The organism is Prevotella heparinolytica (assembly GCF_004342845.1).
GTDB classification, from domain to species: domain Bacteria; phylum Bacteroidota; class Bacteroidia; order Bacteroidales; family Bacteroidaceae; genus Bacteroides; species Bacteroides heparinolyticus.
The window spans coordinates 58,636-69,459 of sequence record NZ_SLXB01000022.1; the positions used below are offsets into that span (position 1 = coordinate 58,636).

The following is a 10,824-nucleotide window of genomic DNA, read 5'->3' on the forward strand; positions in this document are numbered from 1 at the left end:
TATTAAAAGTCGAACAGTTCTTCTTCTTGAACGCCTGTTGTTACCTTAATCTTCATTGGGCGAACAACTCCTCCAAGTTGAAGCGTGAAATCTGAAACATTGGCATCTAACATTATATCCTCTGTTTCATATGTATCGCTATTCAGATGATGAACATTATATTTCGCTCCATTATAAAGCACGTAAGGAACATCAGCTGACGGCATATTTTTAATTTCAAATTGTACGCGTGGATTTGAGCCACTTATTTCATAAGTGAGTAGATTGAACGACCAGTTGGTTGCTGCAGGTGCACTTGAAATGATAAAAATTGGTACTAGTACCTCTTCTGGTGTACAGCCACCATGAATACCTTGTCCCGATGGTATTTTGGCGCAAAGCGATTCATGCTTTAGTGCACACAAAGTTTTATTATCCTCCAAACGGAAATAGCTACTATCCATAGTAGATTCCGCCTTTTTGCGAATGGCAATGCGTCCGTGATGGTCGCTATCAACACCAGGCATATTTTTACCATTAAGTAATTGCGACAAATAGGTCAGCCCATGATCAGAGATAATCGCAATCTTCTTGCCTATGTATTTCTGCAAAATTTCTTCAATGCTTCTTCGTACAACATCTATCTCCTTGATAATTGTAAATGGACTTATATTATCTGAGCGATGAGCTAATGTATCAAGGTCTCCAGACTTCTCCAATTGAACACCCTGAGGAAGAAGGCGCTGTAGATCTTTCTTATTTATATCAGTCTTAGTAGGAAGAAGGGCACGAGCAATTCTTATCTCGTTGAGGAAAATCTGTTGGTCTTTTCTCTCTGCAATTATGCTTTTAATTAGAGGAATCCAGTCGACCCCCAATCCGTCAATCCAATAAAAAACTTCAATGTCGCCACGGTTTTGTAGTAAGGTATATGTGGAACAGAATGAATTGTACCACATATCAAAAGAAGACTCTGAGCCATTAAGTTCATTTATAAATTGTTTAATATCAGTTGTGTATCGATTGGAAATCTTAGCTTTCTTATATTGCTCAATGTATGGATTCACCCAGTCTGGGACTCCTGTTGCAACTCCAATACCTTCAGACATATAGGTGTAAAGTTCTGGGAAGAACGTTGCGATGTCGTTAAGCGCAATAAGTTCTTGACCCAACCAACTTACTGCAAATTCTTTTTCCTTGTGTGTGATTCCCGTAAAATATCTTAAAGTGCCAGAATAGCCAATCTTTGTAGGCAAAGTCTGTAAAGATTTTGCTATCATGTTTTCTGCAGCATCCGACAGTTGAATATTCTTTTGGGCAGCATAGATAAGGCTGTATTTGCGTACTTCCATTTCTGCCGCAATTTCCGTTATATCCTCTGCCATTTTCTCTATCAGTTCATTAGTGCCATATGAAGATGTAGCATTAAGGCATCTGCATAAATAACCTTCACCATTTTCTTTGTTAATATAGAAACGTGCCAAAAGCCAACGATTGAATACATAAGGATTGTCAAACCAGAGACGAATGAAATCTTTATATGTTTCTATGTCATTGATGCCAAAGTATTGTTTAACAAATTTGCCAAAGTTGAATCCATTGCTTACATCAATGCTCTCTGCCAATATCTTCCAGTTCTCTCCATCGCTTTCTAATGGCACAATACCACCAAATCCAAGACTCAAACCTGCCGTTAAAAATTGGAATGCAGTGTGACAGGCCTGATAAGAAAAGGCGTTGTCGGGCTGTGCAAATCGAGCATTAGCAAAAATGGCTTTCGATTTACAAATGATTTGTGGTGATACTTGTTTTTTGCTATCTTTCCATATATTCAACCACTCTCTGATGTTGTTCACGATGGTATAGTTAGCCTTCAACCCACTTACGCCAAAGTCTGTGTCTTCTGTAAGAATTAGCTTATATGTCAGGTCCTTGTCTTCTGATATCAATCTCCAAATGTTGATTTGACTATCATCCTTGAAAGTTTCCATCTTACCTTCAAGACCGACAAGTGGGACATAAACACGTTGGTGCTTTTCTTGGGCCTCAGGAGTTGCTTCAATAGCTTTAATCGTTTTTATCAAAGCATCAAAGGCTTTTTTCTCTTCATTGTCATAGAATCGTGCCAATTCAGAGAATGGAGCAATCACACAATCGTTGGGACTCTTTTTCTTTATATGATCAGTGATACGATCGGCAAGTTCAACATGTGTAATAAGCAGGTCAGGATAGTTGTTGTCTATCCAATGATCCACGCTCTCCACATGTGCCCCTTGTTCTGTTTGCAAGAAATCCACAAATTCATAGCAGTCGCGGAAGTTGTCAAACAGCACAAACCGTATTGGGTACCTGTCGAGAGTAGAAGCACCAACACCTTTCGCCTGTTTATCGTCCTCAACATATGCTTTGAGGGCATCCATTTCTCTGAACGGTTCTTTATACATATTTCAACAATATATCTATGACGTAACTCTCTTCTTGGTTTATCATATTTTCAATAGCTTGACGCAAGTCCTCGCTGTTGTTTATTCGGTTAATGGCCTTGTTACGTTTCTTTTTCAACTCATCGGGGTTGACTGGCTGAATAGGAGGCGCTGGGATAACAGGTGGCTGCAGCTGTACAGTAGGCATTGGAATAGGCGTTGGAGTGGACTTAGATATACGCCAATCCTTCAACTTATCTTTCACCTCTTCTTCTGTCCACATACCGACTTCACTTTCCAAATGCTCGTGAAGATATTTTTGTGCTTCTTTCACTTCTTCATCCATTACATTCACGTTCTCTATGCTTTGCATATAATTGACAAAGCCCTTGTGAAAGTTGTCGGCAGATGGTATCAGCAAATTACCAAAATCTGTTTTTAGCGCATCGTAGCCACTGATGGTGTTTTCCAGCAGACTTGGGTTCTTCATGCTTTCTGGATTATTAACAACTTGTATGAGATTGTCAATAAATTCCTTCATTTCTGATGTACATTCTTCGATATTTTTTAATGACCAAAGCGGATAGCCTTTCTCTTTGCAATATACATGAAGTACAGCCCAACGAGCATCTTTAAGACTGCTAATATCAGAATAACCTTTCAGTTTGTTCAGGTTGAACATTCTGATAAGGCTCTTGCAAACCCGTCCAGCTTCCTTGCTCTCAAATATAAAGTTCAATTTGTTGCTAGTTCTGCCACTTTCCCAAGCTTTGAACATCTCCACGACATCATCTGCAAGATGCTGTGCCGTACGTTGTTTCCCGTTAGTATCAAAGATAACATTGATGTACTTGCGCATGGCAAAAGCTACCATTGCCATTGGTGCATAACTCTGGAAAAGCCCAAAAGGCGCTTCTGTCAAGCCAATGAGCTTATCACCAATGTTGAAACTTTGGTTCTTGCTCGTGTGACGACCACTAAGCCATTCGTCTACATAGTCGCAGACTTTCTTTAGTGGATGATTAGGCGAGACTGTATCCTTCCATTGCAAGTTATCATCTACGCTGTCTTGTAGCAAAAACTCTACGTGACGGGCTGGACCTCCACATTTGTCAATAATATCTTGCTTCGTATTGTAATTTAACACCGCATCGACCGTGGCTTTCACTGATGCTTTCTTCCAATAGGTCGCGCTGAATTTCGTGCGTATAGTTTCTAATGATTCAGGACCATTCGTGAAAATACTTGGTGCAATGCTACTGTTTATGGTGCTGGTCATCTTGCTGCCAACAATAGTCATGCTGTCACCATTGAGATAGAAAGTCACATTGCTGCCACGCATCTTATTCACCCATTGCTGTATCATTTCTGCTGCCTGTTTCGTATAGGTCTGATGCTGCTGGGGCAAGCCGTGGCTTTGGGCACACTGTGCATTAGCTTGATATTCGATGAAACGCTCGTATTCTTTATCGCCCATCGTTGTCTCAATTACAACAAAGGTAATGGTGGTGTAACGTTCGTCCTTGCAATTTTTCTCTGCAATTTCTTTTAATAACAAAAGTTCTTGGTTATTGCGAGCCACCATGATAGCGAGGAAAGTCTCATAGGGTTGAGCTTGCTTTTTCGAATTACCTATTTGGTTCATTAGTGTGTACTCATTACCCTGTATGCTGAAAAATTGGAACGCATATGGGCGAGCCACTTGCGAGAAATTTCGGTTAAATATATTAGTAGCTGTGTCACTAAATTTGATTACCTGGTCGGTAAATAAGAATCGAGAAGCTCTTAATTCTTGTTTAATTTTCTGTATTTCGTCACCAGGCAAAGCGGTGAACAAAATAGAGAAATTACCATTAGGTTGACGTTGAATGATACTTTTGTCATTGAAGAAATCAAGAATGGTTGGTAATTCGTCTTGCACTTCTGTACCGGAGAATAAGTTTTCAATATTCTCGGTACTGGGCGTAACAGTATCGCTATTTGCAATGTTATTCAAAGCATTAAGCAATAGAATACCCTTAAAAGTTTTCAAATAATTATCTCCTTGACTCTCTACTGCTAAGTGGTGGCTATTATATCGCTCTGTTACGGCACCAAACTTAGTACTATCGCTTTCAAAGTATTCCTGAACGTAGTCCCAAAGATAATCTGCCGTGATAGTGCGTTCATCTGTATAAGCAGCACCATCATCTAAGAAATCACGAACGGCATCACTGGCCAAAAACTCAAATACACTTCGACTACTGGATCCGGCTTCACGTGCATAGTAAGTTGCAAGATTGGCTGTTGCTGGATGCAATGGAAATAAGTTCTTGATGTTTTCTATGGTCTGTTCGGTATCTGTACTTGTTGTACTGAACATTTCCAACAACTCTGGATGGATGCCAAAGAAACGTTCCTGACGAATCATGTATAACGTGTAATTTACAATCTTGAACTTCTTCGACATAATTTTGAATGCCGAAACAGGTTCCATGTTGTAGACTACATAGTGGTACCGTCCTTTGGTCTTTTCGCGTTCTTCTTCTTTAAGTGTATTTAGTGCCGAAGGGTGAGAGATAAATAAGAAGTAAGTGTCATTTTCCGCATTCATCATGGCCTCTGCAATTTCCTGAAGTTGTACCAACAAACGGATACCTATGCTCGAGGTCATTACTTCGGTAAATTCATCCCAAATAATCAACAAACCATTATAGTCTGTTTTCTCTCGAAGGGCATCCTGTACCTCAAAGATCCATTGCTGAAGATTGTTGCTTTGCAAGCGAATATCGTAACCGCCCATACGTAGGGCTTGGCGCACACTGTCAAGCACGTCTGTATCAGCAGCCATTAGGCGTTGCTTCAGCCTGTTAGTGTCGGGTGCGACACTTGAAAGTTGAGCACTCTGTTCAATAAGATTTTCCCAAAATTGTGGTTGGTTCTCGATGTGCTGAACATACATGTCAAAGTCTGTCTGCACCGTGATATCCAATCCTGCAGCCATGAGTGCACGTTTTATCTCACGCTGCATTTGCAGAGAAAGGTCTTCCTCGTGGGCAATGCTCTGTTGGCCATACATGTTCACGGGGAAGAGGCGTTTTGTTTCGCGAAGTTGCAAAAGACTATTACGTATGACATCATACTTTTCCTTTTTATATTCGTCCTCAACGTATTCACGAATATCGTCTATGGGGTCGCACAATAGATGCTGAATGACAGCACCTGCATGACTCTTTCCCGTACCATATGTGCCGGCAATCCATAGGGACTTATGATTGTCCGCATCATTATTGCGCACGGCACGAATGGTGCGTTGCAAAACTCCGTTAAACTGGTCGTTAGCAATGAAGGTTTTCCATTCTCCACTGCTTTCCTCCTTAATGTTGTAGGCTGGACGCATTTCTCTAAGCGTCACTATTTTACTATATGACATATGGCTGTTATTTTATTCTTTGACAGGTCTTATGAAGTAACTAATGATGGCCTCTTTTATCTCGTTTCTTGCTTTTTCGTTTTGTAACAACTGCCACAACTCGTTGTCCAAGGCCGCAGACTCTACGTTTTCACGAAGATATTTGACAGAAGGGCTTTTGCGACTACAGTCGTCTATAAGATGATAGAATCCATCTCCCTTCAAATAGTAGAAAGGATAAATAGGTGATGTCATAGACTGTTGGCTGTATTCCTTGAAGAAAGCCTTATAGGTACTTAACAAAGATTCTGTCAATACTATGCGATTATCAATTACACTCTCGTTTTTTATTCCGTGCAAGATTGACAGCATGAATATAGGTTTGGCAAGGTTATTCTTACCATTATACCTCGAAACAGTCATAGTGCGAAGTAAATTTTTGTAATATTCAATTATTAAGTGAGAGGTCATATTTATAAAACTAGTTGTTTGAGTATATCCATAGAACTTAAATCTTCTCTAAGTGTAATGCTGTCAAGACCCATGTTTAGTTCTGCAATAAGTACCCGATTTGAAGTAGAATTAAGGTTTCTAAAACTTTTCTTAGCACTTTCTTTGGTAAAACCAAATTCTACAAATATACCACTCACATTATCTTCGTTGTAGAAATCATTTACACGAAGGCTTTTTGTATTATGATCTTCAGCATATCTGTAAGTGGAATATGCAACTGTAAGGTCTGAAAGTTCCATAGAATTACGTCTGTTTGCAGTTCCTTTTTCTTCGTCTACATAAAGTCCAAACCTTTCCCCAATAGGAGAATTTGAAAATGTAGCAACAAGTGCAGCTATTGCATTTTCTACAGTTCTCTTCCCATATGCAGATTGGAATTCATCCATAAACATATCTGTAAGAAGTTTCTTATTGTATTGGCTGTTGGGCTTAATGCGAGAACAGAACCAATGAGCAATGAATGAGTTTCTAACTAGATTGACCCATATTATTTCCCAAACACTATCGGGCTCGTTAACATAGGCGTTTGACAATATCTTGCCTACCTCGGTAAGTTCTTTCTTGTCATCAATAATTTCCGCTTCTTTAAGCCAATTAGTCATTGCTGGTATTTGTTTCACGCCTAATCCTGCTGTGTTTTCTGTGAAAAATGACTCTGGGTCGCTGAAAAACACACTTAACCACTCTTCTTTTAAACCAAATGTATTGTATCGGTCTATACCTGATTTTGCTTTCATATTTGAATTTATAGTTGTTGATACGGATGTTGCCACAACACAACCTTTTTCATGGAAATTAAGACATCTGTGGCAATGAATACATTTCTTCTTGTCTATTTCAACAAAGGGAAGTACTTTTAATGCACCAGTCGGACATTCAACTTCACATGCCTCACAACTAATGCAATAGGTAGTCTTATAAATAACTCTTCTTACAAGAGATTGTAAATTAGGGTTAGTTGCATTATGTATGATGAAATAAACTCCTTTTTTTGATTTATTTATGCTGAATGAGTACAATTTCTTTTCAAAATTAAGTTCCCCAGTACATTCTGAATCTGACTTAGTATAGACTGAATATGGACATAAAACAGGAAGCCATATGAGAATATCTAATTGCGGGTCTTTAATTCTTGCTATAAAATCAGTACCTTTATTCTCAAAAGAAACAGATGAAGAGTTGCCAAGTATATTGCCACTAGCTCTAAATTTCCATTTACGTTCTTTGATATAATCTTGTATATCTTTCACACCACTTGAGGAGGAAAGTTTTTCGATACGATTAAGGAATGGTGCAAGCGATTCTGAATAGCGCAGATTAACAATCATATCATCCCAAGCCGTTGAATACGGACATATAATACAGCCAACACGCGCTTTTCCTAAACGATATGCAGGGTTGATTGGTAGATGATATTTCAGTAAGTACAGAAATATTTCAACCGTATTCCAGTGTAGTATCGGACGTGCATTAATAGCAGTATCGTGTTTAACTCCTTTACCAATGCGTTCATATCTTGAACGTCTCACACTTTCTTCTGCTCTTACACCTTCAAATGTCAATACATGCAATTGTTTACCGTCTTCATTTTTTAAACTTCTATACAACGGAGCTGTTTTCATAATAGTACAACACCATCGCAACGTATCACTTGGCGTTCCAATCTTATCCCAATAATTGAGTACACTCTCATGGTTACGAGTTAGTGAAAATTTTAAGTCAGGAAAGTGTTTATGATAGTGGTCTTGCACTTTCTGATAGAGTTTGAGTGATGGCGGCAACTCATAGCCAGTATCTGAATATATAACCTCAAACTCGGTACTTGGAATGGCACGAGTACAGAGATCGAGCACCACCTGAGAATCCTTACCTCCTGAGAAAGAGGCGAGAAACTTATCAATCTTCGTCGTATGGAACACTTTTTTACCCTGCTCTTCGGCTGTGTTAAGTGGCATTATCTCAAAACTATCGCAATCTTCGCGTACAATGGCCATTTTCTTCTTTGTCTTCATCTCCATACGCTTCGCAAGAGCCTCGTAGTCAAGTTGATTAGCAGCTATCTTGGCCACGCTTTTTCGTGCCCCTGCATATTGAATGAATGTTTCTCGAATGAACTCAATAGCTTCACTTTCTAATAAGAACATAAATTCAGCGTTGCGCTCCAACATCTTATTTACATTAACGGGCTTCAACTCGACATTTTCCTTACCGGGCTGAAATATGATCATAGCAGGGTCGTAGATATTGGCACCTTTAGCCTCGAACATAAGTTCTCCTAGATACCAATATTGCTTATTAATTGCCCACAACAAAGGAGCCTCTGTGTGAGGATATTTCCATCCTAACTCATTAAGTTTAAGCAAATCGAGTTCTTCCCAGAATACAGGACGAGGTGATATACCAAGAGTTCCATCCACAATGCGTGAATGAAGCAATACACCCCCCGTTTCTTTATCCCAAGTTATTTTATACATTGTTTTCTTTTCTCACTAATTCTGTCAGTTCAACATTGAGTAGTTTCGCTATTTTGAGATAAGTCCCCATAGTCGGTTGGCAAACATTGGTGCACCACTTAGAAACTGTGGTTGGTGCACACCCCAACTGTTCTGCTAACCATTTGTTAGTTCTTTTCTTCTCCGCAAGTACTACTTTTATGCGATTGATATCCTTGTCCATAATGGATAGTTTATAATAAGGATACAAATATACACAATATTATTGAATATAATGCAGAAAACGGCTTTGTTTAGCCAATAACATCACTAAATTATCTTTTTTCTCACCACACTTGCTTAATTGTAAGCAGAAATACTAAAACATTGAATTGACAATCTAAACCAAATGCTTACAGCTTCAATTCTGGCAAGCTATTGATAGCTTCAGACTTCAATTTATCCACGGCACGAGTATATTTCTCTGTGTGCTTCAATCCGCTATGTCCCAACAAACTCGCAACAGTCTTGATATTGGCTCCGTTATTCAGAATGTTCACAGCAAAGCTGTGGCGGGCGCAATGCCAACTGATGTGTTTATTAATGCCAGCACGCTTTACCCATCGTTTTACCGATTTGCAGCAACTTTCATAAGAAGGCAAGTTGAATATAGATGAATTCAAATCGGCAGGTGCTTCGCCTATCAATGACAGTAAACCATCGTTCAAAGGAATGACGACACCACTATGTGCCGAATATCCTTTGGTCTTATTCTGCTCAAATTTCAGTAGGTGATTGGTGTAATCTATATTCTTATAGATTAGGTCTTTCACATCGCAAAAGCGTAGCCCACAATACAGGCAGAAGATAAAGGCACGCCTCACATTGGGGTTCTCGTTGTCGTAATGACATTGTATCAAGGTTTGAATCTCATCCATTGACAACACATCTTTGCGTAAAATCTGTTCATCCACCTTGCACACAACACCCTTGCATGGGTCTTTCAGCATCACTTCATGGTCAATGGCATAGCGTACAACTTTTTTGAAACGCTGATAGATACTTTTTGCTCCTTCACCAACACTTCGTGATTGCAAATATTCAACAAAGTGTTCCATCATATCTTTGGTTATTAGTTCGGGCTTAATGCTAAACTCATAGAGTGGGTATTGCTCTTTCAGAAAATCCTTAAAACGATTCAAGGCTATCTTTATCATTCGCAGGTCTTTCTTGGTGTAACTGTCAATATAAGCCTCATAATAGTCCAAGAAATTGATATTTCTATCCTTCTTCAAACGATAGCCAAGCATGCTCTCCTTAAACTGTTGTTCCCGCTCTGCACGAATTTTAGCAGCCAATTCAAGCGTTTCTTTGTTTTGTTGTCGTTCTATAGGGGTACGGGGCTTAGCTATTAAATACAACTGCAGATTTTCCTTTCGCCTGTTGTGCTTAATGTGTACCTTGGGCTTACCCATCATTTTACCTGTTTCATACAAAACAGGATTACCATTTTTATCCAACACAGGCGTTTCTTCTCTACCAAGATAATACTCAAGATAAAGACTTATCCGACCATCAGAAAGCGTATTTTGCTCCAATTTCGGGTTTTCCTTTGCTTTATTTTCTAATTTTGCCATAGTTGATAGTTATGTACCTAAATGTGTATCAAACCGAGTAAAATCATTAACTCATTTATTTTCAGATGTTTTCTTATTTTGCAAAGATACTAAAAAGTTTGGAATATCAAAGTGTACTAAAAGTGTACTATCTAACAAAAAACAGGCAAAAACAGGCAAAATTACCAAACATAAGAAAATTTCAAATAGCTGATTATCAATATAATACATTCTTTTGGTTTTTCTTGTTTTCACGACATTGTACCGGTTCTGGGTACTGAAGCGGAGAGAGTTGAGAAGCTCTATCCGCTTTTCTTTTTTTTACCTCCTTGTGGCTTTTTGGTTTTCATTATTTTAAAAAAAGAAACCCTGATATAAGGGGGACAAATCACTTTGTATGTAACACGTGGATGAGTGAAAATGCAATGAAAGGCCGATGAATAGAGAGATTGACAATATTTTATCCGTGT

General features: G+C 38.9%; 6 protein-coding genes. All 6 read right to left on the reverse strand.

Annotated elements, in window-relative coordinates; genetic code table 11:
• Nucleotides 1–2 precede the first annotated feature (2 nt).
• The 6 genes from pglZ to EV202_RS11205 all read right to left on the reverse strand — a co-directional run bounded on the left by pglZ (nucleotide 3) and on the right by EV202_RS11205 (nucleotide 10,375).
• Nucleotides 3–2,423, reverse strand: coding sequence for a BREX-4 system phosphatase PglZ (gene pglZ, locus EV202_RS11180; RefSeq protein ID WP_131927119.1), 2,421 nt, complete (start codon nucleotides 2,421–2,423; stop codon nucleotides 3–5).
• Nucleotides 2,416–5,814, reverse strand: coding sequence for a hypothetical protein (locus EV202_RS11185; RefSeq protein WP_131927120.1), 3,399 nt, complete (start codon nucleotides 5,812–5,814; stop codon nucleotides 2,416–2,418). The genes pglZ and EV202_RS11185 overlap by 8 nt, the downstream gene beginning before the upstream one ends.
• 12 nt (nucleotides 5,815–5,826) lie before the next feature.
• Nucleotides 5,827–6,216, reverse strand: coding sequence for a hypothetical protein (locus EV202_RS11190; RefSeq protein WP_234878288.1), 390 nt, complete (start codon nucleotides 6,214–6,216; stop codon nucleotides 5,827–5,829).
• Between the two features lie 50 nt (nucleotides 6,217–6,266).
• Nucleotides 6,267–8,780 (reverse strand): DUF4007 family protein, encoded by a 2,514-nt coding sequence (locus EV202_RS11195; RefSeq protein WP_131927122.1) that lies wholly within the window; start codon nucleotides 8,778–8,780, stop codon nucleotides 6,267–6,269.
• Nucleotides 8,773–8,982, reverse strand: coding sequence for a helix-turn-helix transcriptional regulator (locus tag EV202_RS11200; protein ID WP_024999213.1), 210 nt, complete (start codon nucleotides 8,980–8,982; stop codon nucleotides 8,773–8,775). Before EV202_RS11200 ends, EV202_RS11195 begins: the two co-directional genes overlap by 8 nt.
• Nucleotides 8,983–9,151: 169 nt before the next feature.
• On the reverse strand, nucleotides 9,152–10,375 hold the full coding sequence (locus tag EV202_RS11205) for a site-specific integrase (RefSeq protein ID WP_131927123.1): 1,224 nt from the start codon (nucleotides 10,373–10,375) through the stop codon (nucleotides 9,152–9,154).
• Between the last annotated feature and the right edge of the window lie 449 nt (nucleotides 10,376–10,824).

Bases quoted from the DNA above. Each gene is read 5' to 3' on its own strand.
- EV202_RS11190 (WP_234878288.1), bottom strand. From the start codon at position 6,216: ATGACTGTTTCGAGGTATAATGGTAAGAATAACCTTGCCAAACCTATA.
- EV202_RS11195 (WP_131927122.1), bottom strand. From the start codon at position 8,780: ATGTATAAAATAACTTGGGATAAAGAAACGGGGGGTGTATTGCTTCAT.
- EV202_RS11200 (WP_024999213.1), bottom strand. From the start codon at position 8,982: ATGGACAAGGATATCAATCGCATAAAAGTAGTACTTGCGGAGAAGAAA.
- pglZ (WP_131927119.1), bottom strand. From the start codon at position 2,423: ATGTATAAAGAACCGTTCAGAGAAATGGATGCCCTCAAAGCATATGTT.
- EV202_RS11185 (WP_131927120.1), bottom strand. From the start codon at position 5,814: ATGTCATATAGTAAAATAGTGACGCTTAGAGAAATGCGTCCAGCCTAC.
- EV202_RS11205 (WP_131927123.1), bottom strand. From the start codon at position 10,375: ATGGCAAAATTAGAAAATAAAGCAAAGGAAAACCCGAAATTGGAGCAA.